Raw genomic sequence first — 25,668 nt, 5'->3', positions numbered from 1 at the left:
TATCGCGTCCGCTTAAAATAAGCGGGCACCATCGCCCTTAATTTGGGAGATCGGTAGGCGTGTTCACCGTTCGCTTACACCTCAGCGCAAGGTGGGATGCCCGGATGGTTACCCCAAGTCGTCGTCAGCGAATGGTTAATCCGTTAATCGTGTTGATTGCGCCGCTCGCCAAGCGGCGCAATCAGATGATTGTTCTGCGTGGTTTCTGAGTTTAAATTGCCTTTTTCCTTCGGCCTTCCAAGTCATCTCGCCACTGCTTGAGCGATTCAATGTCGGCTTTCAGTTCGGGCTCTTCTGGAGCTTGTACCGGCATCTCATCAGACTGGCTGTGCTCAAAGCAGCTGTATTTGGTCATCAACTCGTCAATTTTTTGAAGATCCTCACGGGTGATCCCGAGAAGGGCAGGCAGACGACCATCTGTGGAAATGCCGCGCCTATGGCGTACGACGATTTTAAACAGAAGGTCATCTTCAACCGACCTTTCGATCAATTTCCTGAAATCGCTACAGATACCTTGAGCTAAGGCATAGTAAGCAGTTGCACCTGAATCTTCGCCCGCTTTCTTGGCGTCCCTGACGCGAGTCAGCAGGATGTTGTTTGCGGTCTTCGTCGAGCTATTCCACACTGCTTGATCAGCAGGGTGTCCCGATGCTCCACCAAAGGACTCGATGCACATTTGCTGGAAGTTATCCTTCTTCCAAGAATCACCAACTTTCTTGGCAACGTCATCCATCGCTCCGTAAAGCGAAAGCCTGTGCGTAAAAATAAGGACCTGCCGTTCTTTAGCCAATTCAGCTAAGCGGCATGCGACTTTCCATTCGAAATCATGATCTAGCGACGAGATTGGGTCATCGAAAATGAAAGGGGCGACACCTGGTTTGTCGGTAACGTCCGCAAGGAACGCTGCAAGGGATATGATCCTACGCTCACCTTCGCTCAACACTTTGTCAGGCGAGTGATCACCATTTTTGAGAGCTTTGAGTTTGAGTTGATGAAGCACTCTACCCCGAGTGGTTCTGGTCTTTATCAACTCAACCTGAATTCGGGTGGCACCTAGAGCACGCAGCTCATTATTGAAGCGCTTGACGTACAACTCGGTAACCACGCTTTCAGAGATTTCGGTTGCCTTGTTAGAGATACGACGAGAGCTTGCACTAGTCTTCAGCTTGTCGAGCAGCTTGTGGTCCTTGAGCCTCTGTTGTTCCTTCCTGACTGCTTCACTTTGCTGAGAAACCCATTGGCTAGCCTCCAATGAGGTTTTATCAGCGACAGCTTTCGGCCTGTCGAACTGAAGCGCATCTTGATCGAATTGGTCTGCTTCCAAAGTCAGCTGCTGCGCGAATTGTTCAAGTACAAGGAGATTCGCGGCTACATCGGGGACCGTACCCGCCAAGCCTGACTGCTCGTGATCCAGCAGGGCTTTCCTCGATTCTCCGACACCTCTCCAAAAGCCCCACACTGCTGCCATCCACTCAGGCGTGGTCAAAGCTGCCGCAGTGCACTGCGTCTGTACCTCGGCCTCCGTCGGGCTGTTAGGAAGCATACGGAGAGTTTCGCTGTAAGTTTGCTCGGCAGACTTTGCATCTGTTTCCAGGCGGCTTTGTACAAACAGCTCGAAATCGTTGAGTCGATCTTGGGCTTCAGCCGATAGTTCTTGATGGCAGAGCACGCAGCGCCCGTCCACGGTAACTGGATAATGCTGGTCCGGATACGGCGTTTGGGAATATGCGCGAGCCGCCTCCCACATTGCTTTCCATGTCGGCGTACCGACGCCTTCTAAAATCGCTGATTTGGCCTGCGCGCCTTCGATCGCAATACGTCGTTTGTCACGGGCGTTTGATCGCTGAGTGCGGATAGTTTGGATCTGCTCAGCGCCGAACGCCGCCACGGCTATCTTGATGCCTTTGACGATATTGGTTACTTGGACGCAAGTGTCGCGTTTCTGTTTCGCAAGCGATGAGGGATCACTGGTCTTCAGTCGTTCATTGAGCGCTTCTAAACTACCTGCGTTCTCTGGAGTCCAGCGTAAAAGATTATCGACAGCTGATGGTGCCAGCGCGCTAAGGCCTTGATAGCTCTTGCCGGCGCTCGTGTCTTTGAGGGTAGCGGGGATAGCCGGGAGCTGGCTCACAAGCTGATCTTGTTCAGCCTGCAAGGTGTCCCTAACCGAATCAGTCGCATTGGCCAGCTTCTCAAACAAACCCATGATGGGCGGGCTGTACGTGGCCGCGCTTTCGCTTTTCAGGTAATGGAGCGCCTCTTCACTATCGAAGATGTCTATCTCCCGTAATTGTTCAATCGCGGGGTGGGTGATATGCCATTCAACGCTTTCCGATGACTGATCCAGTTCAAAGCTGAGGGTGCATTTGCTGGAAGCTGGAGCCGCTTGGAAAACGTTTGGTTTGAGATCACTGGCGCGAGCTTTGCCTGTCGCTTTTTTCAGAATCCTCGTGTAACAGGACTTCCCGGAGCCATTATGCCCGTAGATAACCGTTAAATTGCCGGTACCAAAGTCTAAAGGCGCCCTGGGACCAAGGCTCTCAATTCCTGTGACGTCTGCAATACTTCGCAATCGGAGCACAGAGCCAGCTGGAGCGTGTGTTAGCTCATCGAATGTTCGATGTTTCGTGACGGCCTGCCCTGGCGGCGTTTTTAACAGTGCGGCAATCTGGGAAATGTCATCCTGGGTGAGATCACCGTTTTTAAGCAGCCGATCAGCAGCCTCCTGAAGCCAGTCCGGCTGCTCAAGTAGCCAGATGCGTACCTGTCCCTGCGCGTCCATACGATTCCCTTCTGATTATAAGTCAGGAGACGCTAGCAGAGTGCCATTAGCTTAGCAATTTAGCGCGCGCTTTTTAAAATTGCAGTCTTCGCATTGCGTCCATGATGTTCGGCTGGCTTACGCTGTTGCTGCCGCACAAGTGGGAGTTCGTTTAACTACGCAAGGTGAATCGTCCCCGGTTTAGTAGACGCGTTGAGTGCCTGCTTTTGGCTCGTTGCCAGCGGCTGAATCGCCGCTACTTTTTTAGACGTGCGACTGGCAACTGCTGGCCGACTTTTGCCGGTCATGATGGGCAGAAATCGAGCCAAATAGCGCGCTCGGCGATGTCATACGAAATTATGATTACTCAGTACTGAAGATGCCGACTTATGAAGTCGGTAGCAATCCATTCTCGGTATAGGCTGGGAAAGAAATCATCGACTCGGCCGGTGGGTGCTCGTAGGTGGAGGACAACACAGCACTGAGTCGATCGCCCAGCAGATTCCAGGCACGTTTCTTCTCTTCGGCATAGTCGTGATGCAGGTAGTGGCGTCTCACCCTAGAACCGGCCAGCACATGGTTTTGGCAGCGATCGATGACGTCCAGGCTGATCCCCAAAGCCTGCATCATGGTTGCCCCCGTACGGCGCAGGTCATGCGGAGTCCAGTCGCCCTTTTGGCCGTCGGCAAGGACCAAGGTATCGTCATGGCACCGTCTGAAGAGGGCTTTGCGGTTTTTGAACCGGGCCTGGCGATCGCCGACCTGTTTGCTCACCACTTTCATGTCCACATGCCCATCATCCTGCTTGTTCGGAAAGCACCATTATGAGTCTCCCGTCAAGGTTTTGAGTTCCTGAAAGAAATGCAGCGCGAAGGGCGAGAGGACGACATGGTGGTCTTGTTTCTTGCCACGGGTACCTTTGACGTTTTCGCTGGGGAGGAACCAGGTCTGCTGGTCCAGATCGACATTTTTCCATTCGGCCTGCAGCAACTCGCCAATCCGGCACAGCGTGCCCAGGCTGATCCAGAGCGCGAGCTGAGTTTCCTTCTTTAGCGGCCGAATGCCGTCGTATTTTTGCCCCGCGGGCAGGGCGTCGTAATCGGCAGTCATTTGCTGAAAGCGGTTGCGCAGTTCCAACAGCTCAGCCGGGGAAAGGATGCGGCTTCTTTCCGCTTCATAGTCGGCAGGGACAAAGGGGAGATGTCGACCAGTTCAGTCGGATTCCCTTCAACCAGTAACGCCCGCCAAGGTTGGCGCTTTCTGGACCAGTTGAACATCTGGGTGAGGTCGGCGAAGAAGCTGATGGCTAGACGGTGAGCGCCGCGGTTGACCACGGTGCGGATCAGCGCCCGAACATCGTGTTCGGAAACATTGTTCACCGCTGTCCTGCCAAGTGCCGGGAATAGGTCCTTGTTAAAACGGCACTGCAACTCGGCATTGCCGTCTTTGCGCGCGACGCCATCCAACAGCCAGGCGTTGGCCAGATCCTGGACGGTCAGCGTTTGCACCTTGACCGTTTTTACTTGCTCGGCCTCTGCGTTCGTTGCGGCATGCGCCTGTGCCTTGGCGGTTTTCTTGTGTTCGTTGGGATTGATCTGCTCATCGATGAGCGCACGTGCCTGGTAGCGGGCCTTGCGGATGTCCGTCAGGGATTTGCGCGGCCAGGTTCCGCAGGCGTGCTCTTTGTTCTGGTCGCCCCAGCGATACCGATAGAAAAAGCTGATCGACACACCGTCCTTACGCACGGAAATTCGACCGGTGAGATTGCCATCCTCCCTGAGGATGCGGCCGGCATCATTGGCGGTCAGCGACTCGAGTTCTTTGATGGTAATTTTGGCCATGAAACGGACTCCCCCTACTTTTACCCCCACAAAAACGTCGGCTCTTGATGGACGTTAATGGACTCTCGTAGAGCAGAACGCCGCTGGAGCTCAAGTAAATACTGGCTTGGAAAAATCCAAAGTGAAATTTTGGAAGCTTTCGAGAAGTATGAAAAAGGAGATGGGGTGCTAGGGGTCGAGTGTTCGAATCACTCCGTCCCGACCATATTATTCAATGACTTAGCCCAATCTGAAAAGGTTGGGCTTTTTCATGTCTGGAAACGCCACGTTTACTCCCACAAATATCTTGGATCTCGGTAGCTTTGCCATCCGATAGGCGTTCGACCTTCGTTCCCCCGGCAACACGTATCAGTGCAAGAGCCCGACGGCGGGAAGATGCTTGCTAAAAGGTTGCCGATTGAACAGTTCGCGAGGCAACCTTCGGGCGAAGGTAGTAATTGATGCCGTGCTTGGTGCTGGTGGTGGCGGTTGATGCTGAGTCTCGCCGCAAAGCGTGCTAAACCTGAAGCCTGTAAGTACAGTGAAGATCGTTCTCTCCGAAAACATTTCGACTGGGCTTTAGCACGGTTCCAGCAGGCAGAAGAAATTGAAATTTTTCCCCCGTTTTTGTCTCGTCGCAGCTGATGCGTGAGCGACCATGAATGGATGTCTGACAAGATGGCACAGGGTAGCTATCGGTGTACCCCTCCCATTAGTGTGATTGGATGGTTAGGTATGACGATTTTTTATTTAATTATTGGGGGGTTATTGTTCAATGATTGACTTCGCTTGATCACACTGACTGATATAGTTTTCGGGAAGTGCTTTGTGATTAAGGAGTAGCTCCAGCTCCTTGGTGCAAATGGGTAGCATGACGACTTCGTAGTATTTTTGCCATTGCGCCATAGACTCTTCGTTACTTTGCCGTACTGCTTTATAGTTGCCGCCGATCATTAGGCCGGCGAACGCCGCGACCAATAGCGCTATCATCGCAAAAGACATCAGGTTGCGCCAATCGGCTGCTGACTCTTTACTAAGCAAGTAAGTGAGGAGGGTGGCAACGATGCCTAGGATCCCTGTGACTAATGACTGTCCAAGCGGAGTTGCACTGCCGCCTGCGATCACGCCCAAAATCGTTCCGAGAAAGCACAACGCTATTATGAGTGGTGTGTGTCCCGGCTCAAGCTTATGCCGGGATAGCTTTAATATCGCCAAGCACATGGCGATATTCAATATTATGGCGGCAAGCGACGGACCTGCCATATAGGTGAGGGAGTGCAGCAGTGGATTAAGACTTTCCATGCAGTTTTCCAATTAATGACAGTTGAGTGTCGCGACGGGCTGCGCTTATTGCATTCCTTTGTACGATTCAATACCGCCTTTATACCCTTCGATTAAATCTTGATAGGACGGTTGCCCGTTCCCAGGCTTCAGTTCATCCGAGCGCCGTAATATTTCGACGCCCTTGCGCTGTTCCTCTAAACGCAAACGGTACTCTTCAGGGTTCTCATCTGGACTTGGCTTCCAAGTGATACAGCAGCGGCGGGGTTTTTTGGGGCCTACGCCAATTGGGCTATTAACGTCGGCGGTAGGCGAAACTGCCAAACCAGTAATTTCTGCAGAGTACGTCTCGAAGGACGCAAGCAGCACGGCTAGTAGGACGGTGGTTCTGTGCAGGCTCATCGTGACACTCCATCGTGGCGATCTATCTATCATTGAACAATGTGCAGTTTTATGATCTGCCCCAAGCTGCTCCAGAAGCAGCACGGGGGAAATCGGCACTCTTTTCGTTTGCGCTATTTATTGGGCACTAGCGAATGTCCAGCGTGCTGATCTAAAATTCGGGGCGCGGAAAAATGAGGCCGGGTGGCCGCACATGAAGTTACTGCCCGCTCTATGAGGCGGCCTCTATACAGTGACCCGGTTCCACAGACGAACCTCTATACGCAAGGTCGCCGAAATGCCAGGCCGGATGCCGTCTTCGGTCTTTACCGGGATATCGAAACTCACTCCCGCTCCACCTGGTAGGTCCTGCGTTACGCACGGAGTCGTTGCCAAGTTAGGTGTCTTGCTTTGGTAGCCATGTAATATTTTGTACCCAATGGGCTCCGCGGCATCAGGAATGGCTTCCACCAGGATCAGCTCTCTGTAGATGTAGCTGCCTTCGTAATGCTGGTTTGGCCAGAACGTGTTCTCAACCATATAGTCAGGTACCAACACTGCCAGATCGAACGCGAACGCGACAGACTTGGCTTGACTGACACTTTTGGTTTCATCAAGGAACACTGAGAACAGTTGAGGGCTGGCGCTCCTGTCCGGAGTGGCTGCGCCGTTGACAAGTGGAAAGAGTTCGTCGTACATCCGATGGATTGCTGAGTTTTCGCGTACGACCCGACGATGTATTTGCCATTGGCTTCCTCGTACGCTGGCGACGATTTCGAATTGATAAGAACCCCGGATCTGTTTGCCCTTGTCTTTTTCAACTTGAATGTCAGCGGGTAAAGTCAGGCTGTGGATATCCAGTATCCCGTCAATGCGCAGACTCCCGAACAGGAAACGTGTCAGGTTCTGGTATCCCTCCTCGGAGTTGACGACGCCGTAGTGTCCCGAATGACTACGATGGGCAAAGGCAGCAGGTGAACGAATAACCTGGTTGCCGTTGTGCGAGAAAGTAGTGGCGTTGTCGATTCTGACCAAACCATCACTTGCATCGCCCACGGCCCATGCACTCATACCCTTCATAACGGTGTAGTCGCTGGGGTTGGTGCCCACGAGGTTGAACACCCGTTCGGCGGGGAAGTTGGTGAGTACACAAACGTCTGGGTCACTGGAGGGGATTAACTGTGACGGAGGAATGGCAAAGTAGTCAGCCATACGCTGGCGATTGAAGTTGTTGGCGTCTCCAAAAGTGGCCCATGCCGGAACGTTGCGTACGATTCGCAGATCGATGCCGTTGTGAGGGGTGGCATAGGTGAAGAGTTTATCGACGGCCTGGCGAGCCTCGGGGCTCCCTAACTTCGGATTTTGCAGAAACGCTCGGGCAACCAGGCCGCCCATGGAGTGAGCGACCAGATAGCAGCGAAAGTCTTTTTCGGAAACGCCATTATCTAACGGTTTGCCGGTAATGGGATCATCACCTTTGCGACATACGAGCGCGCGTACCCTGAGAATCAGATCGCTCAGGCCTTGGGCAAAATGCTGAATGGGTGGAGTGTTGCCGCTCCCGAAAGTCTCGGAAGCTTCGTCGTAGTAACGGAAGATAATGATCGATTGATAGGGCAGTGCGATACCGCGCAGCAATGGTTGTGTCGGATTCTCCGGGTCGGGATCGGTGAGGTCCTGGCCGTTGACGTAAATATCATCGTAGCGGCGATCACTTTGTTGTGTGCCTTGGTTGAGCCAGACGATCTCATCTTTGAGGCGAACCATGGGCGACTCAAAGAAAAATTTCTGAACCTTGCCGTTCCACAGCTGACGTGACTTGGATGAGCCGATGTTAAAACCCATGTAGGGATCGGCGACGGTTTCTTCTATTTCATCGTTAGTGGCAGCAAACCCGCGCACGTATATGATCGGGTGGTAAGGGTGATGTTTGTTCACGATGGGCTCCATTTTTGTTCACGTCCGACGGCAACAGGTGCACTCAGCAACGGCGTAATTTCGACATTGACGACGAAGTCGCTACCAGTTCCTACTTTTTGTCGGGCGCTGTATGGACACCCTCGACAGCCTTTACGATGGCCTCTAACTCCGCACTGCGGGTGGCTTCGGTCTTGCCCGATGGATTGAGGACGTCGGTCAATTTGGTGGCGAAGTCTTGAGGCGCCGCTTGGATATGGTCTTCTCGGGCGACTCTGATCAGCAGCCAAGAGCCGCCTTTGAATAAGGTACCGGTGGGATCGCTGATATAGGGGCTATGGCTGCCCTCGGTGATTCTCATAGACGCAAAGTCGGGAAGTTCGTCTCGGCGCTCCATCCTGATGATTGCGTAATAGCCTTCCTGTAGGGGCGCGCGGCTGGTTCGTGGCGCTAGTACAGTCTGGGACGAGGCGAGGGTCTTGCCGGTGTAGGTGGGGTCGAACTCCATTTGATAGCGAAGCTCAACGTCGTCGCCATTAGCCCCTAACAGTGCGCCGCCCAAAGTATTGAGCAAGTTAAGTACGGGGGTACCAGGCGCATAGGCGGCGCTGCCGACTTTTGCAAGTTCCTGAAGCAAATGGCGACCTTGTTCGTTTTCGTCATTGTCCAGCTCCATGATTGCTACATCCATGAAGAACGTGCCGCCCTCGTAGGTTTTGGGGCCATAGAGGGGGATATTCAGGGCATTGATCAACTGTCCGCTTTCGCGAACGTCTTCGTTGTAATAAACAACGCGGCCGTTGCGTTGGATATCGGCGGGGTTAAAGGTGAGCCCCGTGGTCGTGGTGCGCTCTGCGACGTTCGCCAGAATGGCTATTTCACCTCTGGTGTTCTGCGCCGACCCCAAGCCACTGGCATTCCCGTCGCCTCCGTTGCATGGCACGGCCCCGGTATTGCTGCTGGAGAACCAGTCTCGAGGGGTAAGGCGCTCGCGGAAATCGCAGATATAGGCAGCAGTGAGTTTCACTGAGATCGCTTCGCCTTTTGTGATCGGCGCGGGGGCTTTTTGCGAGGGAAGGAGGAATACGCTTACGACGTGGATGCCGTCAGTGGAGTGAGCGATCTGAACTGCACCTTCGTTGTGTTGAAGGTTCTGCGAACAGCCTGCCAGGATAGTCCCAAAAGCCACTGACGCGAGGTAATGAAAACAGTTGGACATTATGTGCATCTCCTGAAGTCAGGTGAGAACCAATTGGTACAAGTGGACCGAAATCAGTTACACACGCGCTCATCTGTTTACGAGATGCAGACTCGTTACCTAAGAATGCCGACAGCCAAAGGAGTGCTAGAAGAGTGATGTAGAAATTAGCTCGGTTTTTTCTGAGCGCAAGTTTTTTATAGAAAAAATTTCAGAAACCAATAAGCGCTATTAAATTGCATAGCTACCTAAACAAATAAGCAAGCTCAAGTGGTGGAAGGTTTGTTCAGTGTAAGTGTCGATTTATTATTGGCGTCAACTTTTTGCATTAGGTCATGTGGCAGACCAGAGAAGAGGACTTGCTGACGTAACAGTGAACAGAGCCCGGTCTAGCGCCGGGCTTTTTTTCGTTGCCTGGTCTATTCAGACCTTGATCCGACTAGTTTTTAGCACCGGTAAAAGCCTTGTAGAAATTCGACCACGCCAATCCACTGAATCCTAAGATCCCCGCCACTATATTTCCGCACTGCTGGAGCGACGAGATCCACCTAGGTGTTCCCTCCACAAACTTTCCGTCAAGCCCTAGAAAGGCACCGTCCAATATAACAACTAAGAGCGCCGCAATCGCAAGTACAACCGTGCTGATTCCCCATGCGTTCACACCAAAATTAGTGTTCATAACTTACTCTCTTCGTTTTCCTGGAAATATAGCTATAGCAGGTGCCTTTTTTGTTTGCTTCGGTTTTCCCCCTCTAAGACCACAGCCTCTTGACGGTACAGCGGAAAGAGCAGCACGCTGGCGGCACCGAGCTGACTCACTTGGCAGAACGTTCCATGACGGCCTTGCGGTTGCCTCTCATCCTGCAACCCCTGACCGCTACCGATTTTCAGCCTCAGACACCAGCAACAATCCCGACGCCAATGCGACAAAACTCTCCACCACTTGCTCGGACGCTGTGTGCGGATCATCGGCGTTGGCGATCCACAAGGACGCGCCGAGCAGGGCGCCCATGATCAGGCGCGCCGTCGCTTCGGTGTTGACCTTGCGAATCGTCCCCTCATCGATCAGCCGTTGGATGCTGCGTTGGGTGCTGCGGATACAGGCGTTCTGGCTGGGCCATTGCGAAGGATCGCCCAGCACCGATGGCCCGTCGAGGAACACGATGCGTTGGATTTCAGGTTCCAGGGACATCTTGATGTACGCGATGGATTCATCAATGAAGCCGTCCCAGATCGTGGCCGCCTCATCGATGATGACGGACAGGCGCGCCATCATTTCTTCGTCGATCTGGGTGATGACTGCCTGCAGCAACCCTTTCTTGTCACCGAAGTGATGGTATAGCGCGCCCCTGGTGAGCCCCGCTTGCGCGGTCAGATCGTCCATCGAACTGTCCGCATAGCCTTTCGTCGCGAAGGCTTCCCGTGCTGCCTTGATCAGCTTGCCGCGGGTCTCCGAAATCATGTCCGCACGCTTCTGCGCCATCGATCGTTTTCCTCATCAAAAATTCAACATGCATGGCGTATGTCAGTTGACATACGCTGTGTATGTCGTATTGTTGCTCACATACGCGGCGTATGCAATCGGCATGGAGATCTGTTTCTTCAGTGCCGGTGACGCCGCTCTTCAGCACAGGATACCGAGCAATGTGTGAGCAGCGCGATCCCGAGAGTTCAGTCACCAGCGTCGGCCAGGGCAAAACCCTCGGGCTGATCGTCAATCCTGTGGCGGGCATGGGCGGCCCGGTGGGTTTGAAGGGCACCGATGGCCCCGATGTCCTGCTAGAGGCGCGACGCCGTGGTGCGCGGCCGGTCTCCAGCGAGCGCGCCGTGCTTGCGCTCAAACGCCTGGCTGCCTCGTCCATGCCTTTTCGCTTGCTCACCGGCTCTGGTGCGTTGGGCGAAGACGTTGCACGCGCCGCCGGTCTCGATCCTATCGTCGTCTACCGCTCAATATCCGAATCGAGCGAAGCTGATGACACGCGAAGCGCGGCGATTGTCATGGCTTACGCCAACGTTGATCTACTGCTTTTCGCCGGCGGTGATGGCACGGCGCGGGATGTGCTGGGAATGGTCAGCGACCGGGTGCCGATCCTCGGTATCCCAACGGGCGTGAAAATGTATTCCGCCGTCTTCGGTACCAATCCCGAAAACGCCGGAAGCCTCGCCGCACGCTTTATTGCTGGCGAGCCTTCAGTGCGCTTTCGCGAGGCCGAGGTGATGGACATCGATGAAGCCGCCACGCGAAGTGACCAAGTGTCGGCGCAACTCTATGGCTACGCACGCAGCCCTTATGAACGTCACCTCGTACAAAACGCCAAGTCCAGCTCTGTCGCCAGTGACAGCTTGGCGCTGGACGCCGCCTGTCGGCAGGTCGTTCGAGAGATGCAGCCAGGCTGCCTGTACCTGTTGGGGCCCGGCACCACCACGCGGCGCGTGATGACCGAACTCGGCCTGCCATCGACGCTGCTGGGTGTCGATGCCGTACTGAACGGCGCGCTGGTGGGCTCTGACCTCAACGAACACCAGTTGATCCGGCTGATGGAGGGCTATGAGACCCGCATCATCGTCGGCGTTCTTGGCGGGCATGGCAGCTTGTTCGGCCGTGGCAATCAGCAGATCAGCGCCGAGGTCATCCGCCGGGTAGGACGCGAGCACCTCATCGTGATCGCCTCGATGGACAAGCTGCTCTCCCTCGACGCCGGTTGCTTGCGCGTCGACACCGGCGACGCCCAAGTCGACGCCGCGCTCAGCGGCCATATACGCGTGCACACAGGACCTGACCGGTCCGTCTTTTTCAGGGTTCGATCCTGACCATCTGTTCCATCCGAAAAAACCGAGGATAACCCCATGAGCAATCATGTCGCCCACCCCTACATGGCGAACTCCGTCCCCGCCCTCAAGCAGGAGATGCTGGACTCGATTGGTGTTGACAGCATCGAGGCACTGTTCCAGCAAATCCCCGAGGAACATCGCCTGCAGCGGCCGATCAACCTGCCGCCGGCACTGAACGAGAGTGAGCTGCGCCGACACCTGGTCAGTACGCTGTCGAAGAACAAGACCTGCGAGCAGAACCTCAACTTCCTCGGCGCCGGCTGTTGGCAGCATCACGTCCCGGCGGCCTGCGACGAGGTGGTACGGCGCAACGAATGGCTGACGTCGGTGTTCGGCGAACCGAGTTCCGATCACGGGCGCAACCAGGCCTGGTTCGAATTCTGCAGCCAGCTCGGCGAGCTACTGAATATGGACCTGGTCGGCTTGCCTGTGCGCAGTTGGGGTTGCGCCGCCGGCCACGCCATCCGTATGGCCACACGCATCACCGGGCGTCACGAAGTGGCGGTGGTCCGCGCCATCGACCCGGAGCGGCTGTCGATTATTCGCAACTACTGCGAACCGGTCGACATGCCGAGCCACATCGTCGTGCGCCTCGTCGACTATGACCCGAACACCGGTTTGCTCGACCTCGATCACCTACGCGCCTCAATCGGTGCACAAACCGCTGCCGTGTATTTCGAAACCCCGTCCTACTTCGGGGTGATTGAACAGCAAGGCGCCGAGATTGCGGCGATTGCCCACGCGGCGGGTGCCGAAGTGATCGTCGGTGTCGACCCTATCTCCCTGGGCGTGCTGGCCGCGCCCATCGATTTCGGCGCGGACATCGTGGTCGGTACCACTCAGCCGCTCGGTGTGCACATGAATTGTGGCGGCGGTGTCAGTGGCTTCATTGCAACCCGCGATGAAGAACTCTACGCCCACCAGTACCCGACGTTGTTCATCAGTATCGGTGAGACCATCAAGCCCGGCGAATACGGTTTTGGCCTGAGCCTGTTCGAGCAATCGTCCTATGGCTTGCGTGACAAGGGTAACGACTGGACCGGCCACTCGGTGTACATGTGGGCCATCGCCAACGCCGTGTACATGGCCATGATGGGGCCGCAAGGTTTTGAAGACGTCGGCAAGGTCATTCTGCAACGGGCTCACTACGCCGCGAAGCTGTTGGCTGAAATTCCAGGGGTAGGCGTGACATTTGCGTCCGGTTTTTTCAAAGAGTTCGTGGTCAATTTCGACGCCACCGGGCTCAGTGTGAAAGACATCAACAAGCAGTTGCTCGTACTCGGGATCTTCGGAGGCAAAGACCTGACGCAGGACTTCCCGGAGCTGGGCGCCAGTGCCCTGTATTGCGTCACCGAGATTCACACCCAGGCAGACCTTGAGCGTCTGACCGCTGCACTCAAGAAGGTAATCGCACAATGAGCACCACACTCAGGGAATACCACGCCCCCGTCTGGAGCGAACCTGTCATTTTGGAAATGGGCTATCCCGGCCGTCGCGGAGTGATTTTTTCCGATGTCGAAGCCGACGTTCAAACAGCTGTCGGCAGCGCCGCTGATTTGATTCCCGCGACTATGCGCCGCTCGCGCAAACCGGCGTTGCCGCAAATGTCCGAGCCCGAGGTGCTGTACCACTACCTGCGTTTGTCGCAGCAGACCCTGGGCATGATGAACATCAGCCTGTTCGGCACCTGCACCATGAAGTACAACGCGCAGATCAACGAGGCCATGGCCTGGCGCCCGGAAATCACCCACGTACATCCGTATCAGGACGAAGACACCCTGCAAGGTGCGCTGGAAGTGGTACACGGCATGGACACGATCTTGCGTGAATTGTCCGGGATGGATCAGTTCATCTTCCAGGCGGGCGGTGGTGCCGACGCGGCCTATACTAGTTGCGCCGTGACCCGCGCCTACCATGCGTCCCGTGGTGAACTGGCCCAGCGTGATGAGATCATCACCACCATCCAGACACACCCCAGCAGTGCCGCGACGGCCGCTGCGGCGGGGTTCAAAGTCATCACCCTGATGATTGAGGAGAATGGCTATCCGTCGCTCGAGTCGCTCAAGGCTGCCGTGTCCAACCGCACCGCCGCATTGATGGTGAACAACCCCGACGACATGGGCGTCTACAATCCCGAGATCCGCGAATGGGTGCGCGTGGTGCACGAGGCCGGCGGCCTGTGCTTCTACGATCACGCCAACTTCAATGGCGTGATGACCAAAATCCGTGCACGCGAACTCGGTTTTGATGCCTGCATGTTTATGCTGCACAAGACCTTCGGCGCGCCCAAGAGTGGTGTCGGCGGGCCCGCTGTTGGAGCGTATGGCTGCTCGGCGGAACTTGCGCCGTTCTTGCCCGCGCCAGTGGTCGCCTTTGACGGTGAGCGCTACCGCCTCGATCACGACCGTCCACAGAGCTGCGGCAAGATTCGCGAGTTCTGGGGCAATGTCCCAGTGATTCTCAAGGCCTACGCCTGGTCCCGCGCCATGGGTGCAGCGGGCATGTCTGAGGCTTCGGATATTTCCGTGCTGGCCAACAACTACATGGAAAAAGGCCTGCTGGCCATTCGCGGTGTCACCCGTTCCCATCCCGAGGCCACAAGTGCGCGAATGGAGATGACCCGCTACAGCCTTGAGCAACTCAAGGAGGACACCGGGGTCGATGTCCACGACGTGCAGAACCGCATGAGCGATTTCGGTATTGATCCGATGTGGAGCAGCCACCACCCTTGGCTGATACCTGAGCCGTTCACCCCAGAGCCGGGCGAAATGTATGGCAAGGAAGCGCTGGACACCTGGATCCAGGTGCTCGCGCGGATCTCTGACGAGGCCTACTCTAATCCCGAGATTGTCAAAACCTCGCCGCATAACCAGGCGATCCACCGGCTCAAGAGCGCGCAGTTGGAAGACCCGCAGCAGTGGGCCATGACATGGCGCTCGTACGTGCGCAAAAACGATAAGCGCACGGTTTGAACCAGCGGTTGCACTGATGCAGCGTCCCAGGGGCGTGATGTACACCTGAGCAGAGCCAACAATCAGCCATTGGAAGTATCCAGCCGTGCTACGCGGCTGGGAACTTCCTCACAGGAATATCTTATGTCGATTTTCGAAACGGGCCTTGCGCCCTCGCCAGTCAACCATGTCGCGCTCTCGCCACTGAGCTTCATTGAGCGCACGGCCTCGGTCTACGGTGAGTATCCGGCGGTGATCCACGGCGCGGTACGGCGCAACTGGCAACAGACTTATGAGCGCTGCCGACGCCTGGCCGGCGCGCTCAACGGGCGGGGTATCGGCAAGGGCGATACGGTCGCGGTGATGCTGCCCAACATCCCGGCCATGCTCGAAGCGCACTTCGCTGTGCCAATGATTGGTGCAGTCCTCAACACCCTCAATGTACGGCTGGATGCGCCAGCCATTGCCTTCATGCTGGAACACGGTGAAGCCAGGGTGTTGATCACCGACCGTGAATTCCACGGGGTGATCTGTGAAGCCTTGAGCCTGCTGTCCAATCCTCCCCTGGTGGTCGATGTGGACGACCCGGAGTATGGCGAAGGCCAAGCGCTCAGCAATCTGGACTATGAAGCCTTCCTCGCTGAAGGCGACCCGCAATTCGCCTGGCAATGGCCTGAGGACGAGTGGCAAGCCATCGCCCTCAACTACACGTCCGGCACCACCGGCAACCCGAAAGGCGTGATTTACCACCACCGTGGTGCCTATCTCAATTCACTGGGCAATCAGATGACCTGGGCGATGGGCAACCATCCGGTGTACCTCTGGACTCTGCCGATGTTCCATTGCAATGGCTGGTGCTTCCCGTGGACCGTCACCGCATTGGCCGGTACTCATGTGTTTTTGTGCCGCGTGGACCCGGAAAAAATTCTCACCCTGATCAACCAGCATCAGGTCAGCCACCTGTGCGGTGCGCCCATTGTGCTCAACGCGCTGGTCAACCTGCCAGACTCGGCCAAGGTCGTTTTCGATCACCCGGTCAACGCCATGGTGGCGGGCGCCGCGCCGCCGGCCAAGGTCATCGGTGCGGTCGAGGAGATGGGCATCAAGATCACCCACGTCTATGGATTGACCGAGGTTTACGGTCCTGTGACTGTTTGTGCCTGGCACGCGCAATGGGATGAGCGCCCGCTCGACGAACGGGCGAAGATCAAGTCACGCCAAGGCGTGCGCTACCCGACCCTGGAGGGCCTGATGGTTGCCGATCCGCAGACCATGGAGCCGGTGCCTTGCGATGGGATCAGCGTTGGCGAAATTTTCATGCGCGGCAACACAGTGATGAAAGGCTATCTGAAGAACCCCGATGCCACCCGTGAGGCGTTCAGGGGCGGCTGGTTTCACACCGGCGACTTGGCGGTTCGTCACCCGGACGGCTATGTCGAAATCAAGGATCGGCTCAAGGACATAATCATCTCGGGAGGAGAGAACATTTCCACCATCGAGGTTGAGGACGTTTTGTATCGTCACCCGGCGGTACTGGAAGCTGCGGTGGTCGCCCGTCCGGACGAAAAATGGGGTGAAACTCCGTGTGCCTTCATCACTCTCAAAGCTGACTGCCAGGACACTCGGGAAGCCGAGATCATTCGCTTCTGTCGTGAGCATCTGGCAGGGTTCAAACTCCCGAAAACCGTCGTGTTCAGCGAGTTGCCGAAAACTTCGACGGGCAAAATCCAGAAGTACGTACTGCGCGGCTGGGCCAAGGCACTCTGAAAGGAACCCGCTTGACCGATAAGCCGTCGGCACATCATCAAAGACATTGCCGCGATACAAACGTAATTTGGCGAGAGCCGTTTCCAACGTTCCTGCTTCATCCACCAGCTAGTGCTCATCCAACAATACGTCTGGTTATCGCGGCTTACCTTGAAACACTGTTGCGAGAATCGGTCATGGCCGACAAGGCCACGGAGGTCGCTGCTGTGCGCGTTTCTACACCTAACTTCACATACACATGCTCCAGATGTTTGTTCACGGTGCGTGGGCTCAGATCAAGAATGGTGCCGATGTCGCGGTTGGTCTTGCCGCAGGCCACCCAGCGCAGAACCTCGACTTCCCGACCGGTGAGCTGAAAGCGTGCCGACAGCACCCTCTGCGCCGGCTCGTCGTCCAGGCTCGGCGCGGCTGGCTGTGACGCCGCTCGGGCCGACAGCAGGATGCGCGAGGTGCGCAGGTGTGCGGCGACCCGGGCCAGCACTTCGTCGGTCTGGATCGGCTTGGTCACGTAGTCGCTGCCACCGACTTCAAAGCCCTGGACCACATGCCTGCTTTCCGTCAGCGCGGTCATGAACAGCACCGGAATATCGGCGTTGGCCGGTTGCTCCTTGATCCGCCGGCAGGTCTCGAAACCGTCCAGGCCCGGCATCATCGCATCCAGCAGGATCAGGTCCGGACGCCGGCGTTCGATGCGGTTCAGGGCGCTGAGCCCGTCGAGGGCCACCAGGACCATGTAGCCGGCATCGTTGAGGGCGTCGGAGAGCATGGCGAGGTTGTCCGGGGTGTCGTCCACAATCAGCACGACACCGGGTTCAGCGACTGTGGTCAATACATTCATCTTCTGCCTCCTTGAGGGCGCGGTTGATTTCGTCCAGGCGAAAGTTTTTCAGCAGCTTGCGTAGGGAACTGATGAAAGGGGCGGTGGCTGGCGTCTCGGCCTGGATGGCGTCAAGTTTTTCGTGCAGACCGCGTACGTAGCCAATGGCGCTGAGTTCGCCGAGGGCGATGAGGTCAGGCTGTGAGGGCAATACCCCCGGTACGGGGAATGTCGCAGGGGCTGGTTTTTCGCGGCGCAGCCAGTGCAGGTCGAGTTGCTGCTGGATCCGTTCGAGCAGCTCCGGGGTGTGTACCGGCTTGGCAAGGTAGTCGTTGCAGGCACTGGCCAGGCTGCGCTCGCGCTCGTCGTTAAAGGCATTGGCCGATATCACGATGATCGGTGCTGTGGACAACGCATTGCGGCGGATCAGTCGGCTGGTTTCCCAGCCATCCATCGTCGGCATCGACAGGTCCATGAGGATCAGGTCCGGCCCCCGCAGGGCGACCTGGCGAATCGCTTCCTGGCCGTTGCTGGCCTGGATCACTTCAAAGCCCAGGGGCGTAAGCATGCCGCTGAGGACCTTGCGATGGTCCACATGGTCGTCCACTACCAGCACCAGACGCCGCGGCCCCTGGTAGCCGATGATGTCGTGTTCGACATGGATTACCGCTTGCGGCACCCGTACTTGCGAGAGAAACAGGCGCACCTGGAAACAGGTGCCCTTGTCCTGCTGACTCTTGACCTGCAACTCGCCGCCCATCAGCGAGGTGAGCATGCGGGTAATGGTCAGGCCCAGGCCAACGCCCTTGTCCTGGCGCATCAGATCACCGCGCTCGAAAGGCTGGAAGATTCGCTCGATGTGCTCGGGGTCGATGCCGATACCCGTGTCGATGATGTCGAAGGTTGCCGTCTCGCGCATGTAACTGACCCGCAGGCAGACCTCGCCGCTGTCGGTGAAGTTGACCGCATTGCCCAACAAGTTAATGAGGATCTGCCGGACGCGCTTTTCGTCGCCCCGCACTACCGCCGGTATCTTGCCGATCAGCTCCAGGCGAAAGCGCAACCCTTTGTCCCGGGCTTGTGGGGTGAACATCAGCTCCAGATCGTGGATCAGTTCCGGGAAGGGGATTTCCGTCGATTCCAGGCGCAATTTGCCGGCCTCGATCTTGGCCACATCGAGCAGGCCGTCGATCAGCGACAGCAGGTGCGAGCCGCTGCGCAGGATGGTCGCCAGGGCATCCTGATGCTGCTCCGGCATGGCCGCATCGCGCTGCAGGATCTGGGTAAAACCGAGGATGCTGTTCAACGGCGTACGCAGTTCGTGAGACAGTCCGGTGACGTAGCGACTCTTGGCCGCGTTGGCCGCCTCGGAAGCCTCCTTGGCATCTTGCAGGGCCTGGTCGGTCAAGCGGTGGGCTTCGATTTCCTGCATCAACAGCAGGGTCTGGCGGTCCGATTCTTCCTGGGCCACGCGGCGGCTTTCCCGCGTCAGAACCACCCACCAGGCGAGGATGGCCGCCAGTACCGAGAGCGTCAGGAAGGCCTGGAAAAATGCCTGGTACAGCGTCGCCTGGGCTTGCGGCGAGTGGGGCAGCCCCTGGGAGGCCTGGCCATAGATCAGCGCCAGAGCGCCGCTGAGCATCAGGATCAGCGCGAGCAGCAGGCCCAGGTAATGGACTAGCCGGGTGTGCAGGCGTGGCACCGTGGCATTGGGCAACAACCAATGCAACAGCGCTTCGAATTGCGCCGACAGACGCCCGTGGGGTTTGCAGCGATCGCCGCAACGCGCGTCCAGCGAACAGCAAAGCGAGCAGATGGGCGTGCTGTAGGCCGGACAGAAAGCCATGTCGGCGGTTTCGAATGGGTTGCTGCACAGGCCGCAGGTGATCTGCGTGCTCGCAGCTACCGGTTGCAGCAGTAACGGATCGCTGGTGCGGGCGATGTAATAGCGGCTACGGGTGGCCCAGGCCAGCAGCGGGGTCATGACCAGCGAGGTGCCGAGGGCGACGAAGGGCGGAGCGGCCTGGGCCAGTGCACCAAATAGACCGAAGTGGGCGAGGACCGACAGCAGCGAGGCGATCAGCATGGAGCCGACGCCCACCGGGTTGATGTCGTAGAGGTGAGCGCGCTTGAACTCGATGTACTTCGGTGACAACCCCAAGGGTTTGTTGATCACCAGGTCGGCGACCACCGAGCCGATCCAGGCGATGGCGATGTTGGCGTAGAGACCGAGCACCTGGTCGATGACGTCGAATACCCCCAACTCCATCAGCATCAGGGCAATGGCCACATTGAACACCAGCCAAACTACGCGGCCGGGGTGACTGTGGGTGACCCGGGCGAAAAAGTTCGACCAAGCCAGGGAGCCGGCGTAGGCGTTGGTCAGGTTGATCTTCATCTGCGAGACGAAGACGAACAGCACCATGGCCGCCAGGGCCCATTCCGGCGAGGCGAACACATAACCGAAGGCCACCAGGTACATCTGGGTAGGTTCCGTAGCGCGCTCGATGGGGATCTCGTGTTGCAGAGCGAGAAACGCCAGGAAGGCGCCAGCGAACATTTTCAGGGCGCCGGGCAGGATCCAGCCGGGGCCGGCGCAGAGCAGGGCGGCCCACCAGCGCTTGCGGTTGGCCGCAGTTTTTTCCGGCAGGAAGCGCAGGTAGTCGACCTGTTCGCCGATCTGCGTCACCAGGGATAGGGCCACGGTACAGGCTGCGCAAAACGCCAGCAGATTGAAGTCGCCGCTGGCATCACGGCCCCGGAAACTGGTCCAGTCGCTGAAGGCCTCGGGGTTTTTCAGCAGCACAAACAGATAGGGCAGCACCAGCAGCACCAGCCACAGTGGCTGGGTCCAGAGTTGCAGGCGGCTGATCAGGGTCACCCCATAGGCCACCAGGGGGATCACCAGCACAGAGCAGATCACATAGGCAAAGGCCAATGGGATATGGAAGTACAGCTCCAAGGCCAGGGCCATGATCGCTGCTTCCAGGGCGAAGAACAGAAAGGTGAAGCTGGCGTAGATCAGCGAGGTGATGGTCGAGCCGATGTAGCCGAAGCCGGCACCGCGGGTCAGCAGGTCCATATCGACGCCGTAGCGGGCGGCGTAGTAGCTGACGGGCAGGCCGGTGAGGAAGATGATCAGGCTCACGGCGAGGATCGCCCAGAAGGTGTTGGTGAAGCCGTAGCTCAGGGCCAATACCCCGCCAATCGCCTCCAGGGCCAGGAACGACACCGCGCCCAGGGCGGTGTTGGCAATGCGCAGCTCCGACCACTTGCGGAAGGACTTTGGTGTGTAACGCAGGGCGTAGTCTTCCATGGTTTCGTCGGCGACCCAACTGTTGTAGTCGCGACGGATCTTGGCGATGCGCTGGGTGCCAGGTGGAAGCACGGCGAAAGACTCCTGGGTCAAGGCGCTCCGTGCCTGTCGGGTGTGCCCGTGGCGGATAGCCGAGCAATTTTCATGCCCTGCACCACGCCGTCTTGCCGCGCCAGCTGTTGCCTGCGCGCGCGTCCGCGCAGTGCCGTTCAGGCGGGGCCTGGGGCGATAGCCTGCGCCGCCTTGGTGCATTTTTCCCTACGTCAAATGACGTATGCGCTTACGTCAGGCTGCGTATACCCGTCACCGATCCGCGCCGCCATGCTGATGCCACCACCGTTGCCGGCCGCCCCAAGGCGAGCTGTCAGCGTCACCGCAGAGGAGTAGCAGCATGGAACCACGATTGATCCGCACTAAAGGCCTGTTGCCGCGCCGCCTGGCGCTGGGGGCGGCGGCCCTGTCGTTATTGGCTGCCAGTGTGTTCAGCCAGGGGGTATGGGCGGACGAGGCCAACAGCACCGGCCTGGCGGTGACCGCCACTGAAGTCACGGTCGGCCAGTTGCACTCGGCCACCGGCACCATGGCGATTTCCGAGACCGGCTCGATCCAGGCCGAACGCCTGGCCATCGAGCAGATCAACGCTTCAGGCGGCATCCTCGGTCGGCAGATCAAGGTGATCCAGGAAGACGGCGCCTCCGACTGGCCGACCTTCGCCGAGAAGGCCAAGAAGCTTTTGGTCAACGACAAGGTGGCAACGGTGTTCGGTTGCTGGACCTCGGCCTCGCGCAAGGCTGTGCTGCCGATTTTCGAGAAAGAAAACGGCCTGCTCTACTACCCGACTTTCTACGAGGGGCTGGAGCAGTCGAAGAACGTGATCTACACCGGCCAGGAAGCCACCCAGCAAATCCTCGCCAGCCTCGACTGGATCGCCAAGACCAAAGGCGCCAAAACCTTCTACCTGGTGGGGTCGGACTATATCTGGCCACGCACCTCGATGAAGATTGCGCGCAAACACATTGAGAACGTGCTGCACGGCACCGTGGTCGGCGAAGACTACTACCCGCTGGGCAACACCCAGTTCGGCTCGCTGATCAACAAAGTCAAGCTGAAGAAGCCCGACGTTGTGTTCGCCGCCGTGGTAGGTGGCTCCAACGTGGCCTTCTACAAACAACTCAATGCGGCGGGCGTCAATGCGGCCAAGCAGACCTTGCTCACCCTGTCGGTGACCGAGGATGAATTGCTGGGCATCGGCGGCGAAAACATGGCCGGCTTCTACGCCTCGATGAAGTACTTCCAGAGCCTGGACAACCCCAACAACAAAGCCTTCGTCGACGCTTTCAAGGCCAAGTACGGCAAGGATTCGGTGATCGGCGACGTGACCCAGGCCGCGTATCTGGGCCCATGGCTGTGGAAGGCTGCGGTGGAGAAAGCCGGCAGCTTCGATATCGACAAAGTGGTAGCAGCCTCGCCGGGCATCGAGTTGAAAACCGCGCCTGAAGGCTACGTCAAAGTGCATGAAAACCATCACCTGTGGAGCAAGACCCGCATCGGTGAAGTGCAACCCGATGGCCAGTTCAAAGTGGTGTACGAGTCCGATCTGATCGAACCGAATCCGTTCCCTAAAGGCTATCAGTAAGGTCTGGGCCTATCGCGGCAAGCCGACTCCAACACTTTGTAGGAGCTGGCTTGCCGGCGATGGAGCTCCATCGTTTCTCCACATCCTCCCTCCAAGCAGGAGTCCATCATCATGGAATGGCTATCGGAATTTGGTGCCATCGCGGCGATGCAGGGGTTCAACGGCTTGTCCGTGTTCTGCGTGCTGCTGTTGATGGCATTGGGGTTGGCGATCATTTTCGGCCAGATGGGGGTCATCAACATGGCCCACGGCGAGTTCCTCACGATCGGCGCCTACACCACCTATGTCTGCTCGAGCCTGACCAGTCATTTCGCCCCGTGGTTTCAACCCTATTATTTTTTTATTGCCATCGCCCTGTCGTTCCTGATGGCCGGGGCCATCGGCTGGCTGGTGGAGTGGGCGATGATCAGTCGGCTCTACAAGCGTCCACTGGACACATTGCTGGCGACCTGGGGGCTGTCCCTGGTGATGCAGCAGACCTTCCGTTCGGTGTTCGGCGCCCGTGAAGTCAGCGCGACGCCGCCGGAGTGGCTGATGGGTTCGTTCAACTTCACTGAGTCCATCGAGATCCCGCGTAACGGTCTGTTCATGATGGCCCTGACCCTGCTGCTCACCGGGGCCATTTTTCTCTTGCTCTACCGCTCACGCTGGGGCCTGCAAGTGCGGGCCACGGTGCAAAACCGACTGATGAGCCGTGCCGTGGGCATCAATACGCGCAAGGTCGACCGAATGACCTTTGCCCTCGGTTGTGGTGTCGCGGGGGTGGCCGGCGCGGCCTTTACCACCATCGGCTCCACCGGTCCCACCGCGGGCTCGCAGTACATCGTCGACACCTTCCTGGTGGTGGTCTTCGGCGGCGCACAAAGCCTGTTCGGCACCATTGCGTCGGCGTTCGTCATTGCCCAGACCCAATCGATTTCGGAGTTTTTCCTCAGTGGTTCGATGGCCAAGGTGCTGACCCTGTCCGGGGTGATTCTGATCCTGATGTTGCGCCCTCAAGGGTTGTTCTCCATCAAAGTGCGCAAGTAGAGGCGAGCCAATGAAGCTTTTAGACAAGATGCTGGCGGGCAAGCAGAACCTGTTGGGCGTGGCCCTGTTGGCGCTGCTGATCTTCGTGGTCTTCCCGCTGACCCTGGATGCCTTTCGCCTGAACATGGTGGGCAAGTACCTGACCTATGCCTTCGTCGCTGTCGGCCTGGTGTTGTGTTGGGGCTATGGCGGCATTCTCAGCCTCGGGCAAGGGGTGTTCTTCGGCGTCGGCGGCTACTGCATGGCGATGTTTCTCAAGCTCGAAGCCTCCGACCCGCAGAGCACCAAAATCCAGTCGACGCCGGGCATTCCGGATTTCATGGACTGGAACCAGATCACCGAACTGCCGTGGCTCTGGGTGCCGTTCCACAGTTTCAGCTTCACCCTGCTAGCGGTGATCCTGGTGCCGGTGGCGCTGGCCTTCATCATTGGCATGGCGCTGTTCAAGCGGCGGGTGGGGGATGTTTATTTCTCTATCGTCAGCCAGGCCATCGCGCTGATTCTCACGGTGCTGATCGTCGGCCAGCAGGGCCTGACCGGCGGGGTCAACGGCATCACCGATCTCAAGACTCTGCTCGGCTGGGACCTGCGCAGCGACAGCGCCAAGCTGCTGCTGTACTTCATCAACGCGGCCTTGTTGTTCGGCTGCATTTTCATCGGCCGTTTCGTCCTCGCGTCGAAGCTCGGGCGGCTGCTGATGGCGATGCGCGATAGAGAGGAACGGGTGCGCTTCTCCGGTTATGACGTAGCCAGTTTCAAGATTTTCGTGTTCTGCATCGCCGCCGCCTTCTCGGCCATTGGCGGCGCCATGTTCGCCTTGCAGGTGGGCTTCATGTCGCCTTCGTTCGTCGGCATCGTGCCGTCCATCGAGATGGTGATCTTTGCCGCTGTCGGCGGGCGCATGTCGCTGCTCGGCGCGGTGTATGGGGCCTTACTGGTGAACTACGGCAAGACCTATTTCTCCGAGTCGTTCCCCGAATTATGGCTGTACCTGATGGGCGGGTTGTTCATTGCCGTGGTCATGTACTTCCCCAATGGCTTGGCCGGACTCTGGGACAGCCATGGCCGCCAGACCCTTGGCCGTCTATTGCGGCGTCCCTCGCAGCAAGCAGCCGTTGCCGAACCCCTGCCAGAGGCGCCGCGCACCGCGCCGCCAGCCTCGGCTCCTGAACGTCCTTCGCTGGAGACGCAGCCATGACCGCCGTGGGTTTTCAAATGAACAAGCCGGTGCTGGTTATCGAGGGGCTGACGGTGTCATTCGACGGTTTCAAGGCCGTGGACAACCTCAACCTGTACATCGACCGCAATGAAGTGCGGGTGGTAATCGGGCCCAACGGCGCAGGCAAGACCACGGTGCTCGACCTGATCTGCGGCAAGACCCGCGCCACCAGCGGCAGCATTCAGTTCGATGGTCAGGAGCTGACCAAGATGCGCGAGTACAACATTGTCCGTGCCGGTGTCGGGCGCAAATTCCAAAACCCGTCGATCTACGAAAACCTCACGGTGTTCGAGAACCTGGAGATGTCCTACCCGGCGGGGCGCAAGGTGTTGGGCGCGTTGTTCTTCAAACGCAGTGCCGCAGTGATTGCCCGGGTTGAAGAGGTGGCGCGGGAGATCTTTCTCGGTGAGCTGTTGCAGCAACAGGCCGATCTGCTGTCCCACGGTCAGAAGCAGTGGCTGGAGATCGGCATGCTGCTGATGCAGAACCCTGACCTGTTGATGCTCGATGAACCCGTCGCCGGGATGAGCGTCAACGAACGCGTCCAGACCGCAGAACTGCTCAAGCGCATCAGCCAGGGACGCTCGGTGCTGGTGATCGAACACGACATGGAATTCGTCAAGAGCATCGCCCATAAGGTCACGGTGCTGCACCAGGGCAAGGTCCTGGCCGAGGGCAGCATGGAGTCGGTGCAGAACAACCCGAAAGTCATCGAAGTCTATTTAGGCCATTGAGGAAGCAGG

At 57.7% G+C, this 25,668-nt stretch carries 17 protein-coding genes and 1 pseudogene; 8 read left to right on the top strand and 10 right to left on the bottom strand.

The window, feature by feature from the left end:
- Positions 1-211: 211 nt before the first annotated feature.
- From HQ912_RS18255 to HQ912_RS18220, 8 genes and pseudogenes are all read right to left on the bottom strand, one after another.
- Positions 212-2,782 carry an AAA family ATPase gene (locus tag HQ912_RS18255; protein WP_173407121.1) on the bottom strand — a complete coding sequence of 857 codons (2,571 nt, stop codon included), beginning with the start codon at positions 2,780-2,782 and terminating at the stop codon, positions 212-214.
- A gap of 366 nt (positions 2,783-3,148) precedes the next feature.
- A pseudogene (locus HQ912_RS18250) lies at positions 3,149-4,602 on the bottom strand (tyrosine-type recombinase/integrase).
- 744 nt (positions 4,603-5,346) lie between these two features.
- Complete coding sequence (locus tag HQ912_RS18245) at positions 5,347-5,883, bottom strand: hypothetical protein (protein ID WP_173407120.1); 537 nt, start codon at positions 5,881-5,883, stop codon at positions 5,347-5,349.
- 45 nt (positions 5,884-5,928) lie between these two features.
- A complete protein-coding gene (locus tag HQ912_RS18240; RefSeq protein ID WP_047229335.1) occupies positions 5,929-6,264 on the bottom strand; it encodes a hypothetical protein in 336 nt (111 codons plus the stop codon).
- A 225-nt stretch (positions 6,265-6,489) separates the two neighbouring features.
- Positions 6,490-8,181 (bottom strand): esterase/lipase family protein, encoded by a 1,692-nt coding sequence (locus tag HQ912_RS18235; RefSeq protein ID WP_218575704.1) that lies wholly within the window; start codon positions 8,179-8,181, stop codon positions 6,490-6,492.
- A gap of 91 nt (positions 8,182-8,272) precedes the next feature.
- Positions 8,273-9,379, bottom strand: a complete 1,107-nt coding sequence (locus tag HQ912_RS18230; RefSeq protein ID WP_047229337.1) for a hypothetical protein — start codon at positions 9,377-9,379, stop codon at positions 8,273-8,275.
- A 418-nt stretch (positions 9,380-9,797) separates the two neighbouring features.
- Entirely contained in the window at positions 9,798-10,037 is a 240-nt protein-coding gene (locus HQ912_RS18225) for a hypothetical protein (protein WP_047229338.1), read from the bottom strand.
- A 198-nt stretch (positions 10,038-10,235) separates the two neighbouring features.
- The gene (locus HQ912_RS18220; RefSeq protein WP_160892965.1) at positions 10,236-10,841 is read right to left on the bottom strand and encodes a TetR/AcrR family transcriptional regulator; all 606 of its coding nucleotides are present in this window, start codon (positions 10,839-10,841) and stop codon (positions 10,236-10,238) included.
- A gap of 161 nt (positions 10,842-11,002) precedes the next feature.
- Here HQ912_RS18220 and HQ912_RS18215 point away from each other — a divergent pair, with 161 nt between their 5' ends.
- The 4 genes from HQ912_RS18215 (at position 11,003) to HQ912_RS18200 (ending at position 16,908) form a co-directional block, all read left to right on the top strand.
- Positions 11,003-12,169: an ATP-NAD kinase family protein gene (locus HQ912_RS18215; RefSeq protein ID WP_047229340.1), complete on the top strand. Its 1,167-nt coding sequence runs from the start codon at positions 11,003-11,005 to the stop codon at positions 12,167-12,169.
- 36 nt (positions 12,170-12,205) lie between these two features.
- Positions 12,206-13,609 (top strand): aminomethyl-transferring glycine dehydrogenase subunit GcvPA, encoded by a 1,404-nt coding sequence (gcvPA, locus tag HQ912_RS18210; RefSeq protein WP_047229341.1) that lies wholly within the window; start codon positions 12,206-12,208, stop codon positions 13,607-13,609.
- On the top strand, positions 13,606-15,162 hold the full coding sequence (gene gcvPB, locus HQ912_RS18205; RefSeq protein ID WP_076385518.1) for an aminomethyl-transferring glycine dehydrogenase subunit GcvPB: 1,557 nt from the start codon (positions 13,606-13,608) through the stop codon (positions 15,160-15,162). The genes gcvPA and gcvPB overlap by 4 nt, the downstream gene beginning before the upstream one ends.
- 123 nt (positions 15,163-15,285) lie before the next feature.
- Positions 15,286-16,908, top strand: a complete 1,623-nt coding sequence (locus HQ912_RS18200; protein ID WP_173407119.1) for an acyl-CoA synthetase — start codon at positions 15,286-15,288, stop codon at positions 16,906-16,908.
- Between the two features lie 145 nt (positions 16,909-17,053).
- On the opposite strand, the gene HQ912_RS18195 is transcribed toward HQ912_RS18200, so the two are convergent.
- Positions 17,054-17,746, bottom strand: a complete 693-nt coding sequence (locus HQ912_RS18195) for a response regulator (protein ID WP_047229344.1) — start codon at positions 17,744-17,746, stop codon at positions 17,054-17,056.
- Positions 17,721-21,113, bottom strand: coding sequence for an ATP-binding protein (locus HQ912_RS18190; RefSeq protein ID WP_107322868.1), 3,393 nt, complete (start codon positions 21,111-21,113; stop codon positions 17,721-17,723). The genes HQ912_RS18195 and HQ912_RS18190 overlap by 26 nt, the downstream gene beginning before the upstream one ends.
- A 319-nt stretch (positions 21,114-21,432) precedes the next feature.
- Between HQ912_RS18190 and urtA the strand changes: the two genes are divergently transcribed.
- From urtA to urtD, 4 genes are all read left to right on the top strand, one after another.
- Positions 21,433-22,677, top strand: coding sequence for an urea ABC transporter substrate-binding protein (urtA, locus tag HQ912_RS18185; protein ID WP_173407118.1), 1,245 nt, complete (start codon positions 21,433-21,435; stop codon positions 22,675-22,677).
- Positions 22,678-22,788: 111 nt separating this feature from the next.
- Positions 22,789-23,706, top strand: a complete 918-nt coding sequence (gene urtB / locus HQ912_RS18180; RefSeq protein WP_047229347.1) for an urea ABC transporter permease subunit UrtB — start codon at positions 22,789-22,791, stop codon at positions 23,704-23,706.
- A 10-nt stretch (positions 23,707-23,716) separates the two neighbouring features.
- Entirely contained in the window at positions 23,717-24,904 is a 1,188-nt protein-coding gene (urtC, locus tag HQ912_RS18175; protein ID WP_173407117.1) for an urea ABC transporter permease subunit UrtC, read from the top strand.
- On the top strand, positions 24,901-25,659 hold the full coding sequence (urtD, locus tag HQ912_RS18170) for an urea ABC transporter ATP-binding protein UrtD (RefSeq protein ID WP_139050669.1): 759 nt from the start codon (positions 24,901-24,903) through the stop codon (positions 25,657-25,659). Before urtC ends, urtD begins: the two co-directional genes overlap by 4 nt.
- Positions 25,660-25,668 lie beyond the last annotated feature (9 nt).

It is taken from the genome of Pseudomonas sp. MPDS, assembly GCF_013283895.1.
GTDB classification, from domain to species: domain Bacteria; phylum Pseudomonadota; class Gammaproteobacteria; order Pseudomonadales; family Pseudomonadaceae; genus Aquipseudomonas; species Aquipseudomonas rhizophila.
This window is presented reverse-complemented; position numbering and strand designations above follow the sequence as displayed.